Raw genomic sequence first — 988 nt, 5'->3', positions numbered from 1 at the left:
ATCAACATTTCCAGTGTTTGTTACATTAATCTGGTAGCTGATCACATCTCCAGCTTTTGTCACATTTCCTGTTGGTCCATTTCCTGCAACATCTGTCACTATTTTATCAATAGTGTAAGAAGCGTTCTGCTGAATTGGCACCTCTTCACTGTCTTCCTGTGGAGGTAACTCTTCCGAATCAACCGTAGCTGTGTTGTCGATGTCTCCATCTCCATTACCGTTACTGTTTATGTCCTGCTGAGTTACCGTGTAAGTTCCAGTGTATGTCCAGGTTTCTCCAACATTGAGAATGTTTAGTGGTTCATTATCTCCTGTTGGACCTGTAAGATTTCCAATCAGAGTATCTGTAACGCTTACATTAGTCAGATCAACATTTCCAGTGTTTGTTACATTAATCTGGTAGCTGATCACATCTCCAGCTTTTGTCACATTTCCTGTTGGTCCATTTCCTGCAACATCTGTCACTATTTTATCAATAGTGTAAGAAGCGTTCTGCTGAATTGGCACCTCTTCACTGTCTTCCTGTGGAGGTAACTCTTCCGAATCAACCGTTGCTGTGTTGTCGATGTCTCCATCTCCATTACCGTTACTGTTTATGTCCTGCTGAGTTACCGTGTAAGTTCCAGTGTACGTCCAGGTTTCTCCAACTTCAAGAATATTATCGTTATTCAGAGATTCAGCTGGACCTATAAGATTTCCAATCAGAGGATCTGTAACGCTTACATTGGTCAGATCAACATTTCCAGTGTTTGTTACATTAATCTGGTAGCTGATCACATCTCCAGCTTTTGTCACATTTCCTGTTGGTCCGTTTCCTGCAACATCTGTCACTATTTTATCRATAGTGTAAGAAGCGTTCTGCTGAATTGGCACCTCTTCACTGTCTTCCTGTGGAGGTAACTCTTCCGAATCAACCGTAGCTGTGTTGTCGATGTCTCCATCTCCATTACCGTTACTGTTTATGTCCTGCTGAGTTACCGTGTAAGTT

General features: G+C 41.9%; 1 pseudogene. It reads right to left on the bottom strand.

Features of this window, described 5'->3' with window-relative positions:
• Nucleotides 1-988 (bottom strand): annotated as a pseudogene (locus tag FXV91_RS11700) (DUF11 domain-containing protein); the annotation flags it as partial.

This window comes from Methanosarcina sp. DH2, assembly GCF_020804225.1.
Taxonomy (GTDB): Archaea; Halobacteriota; Methanosarcinia; order Methanosarcinales; family Methanosarcinaceae; genus Methanosarcina.
This window is presented reverse-complemented; position numbering and strand designations above follow the sequence as displayed.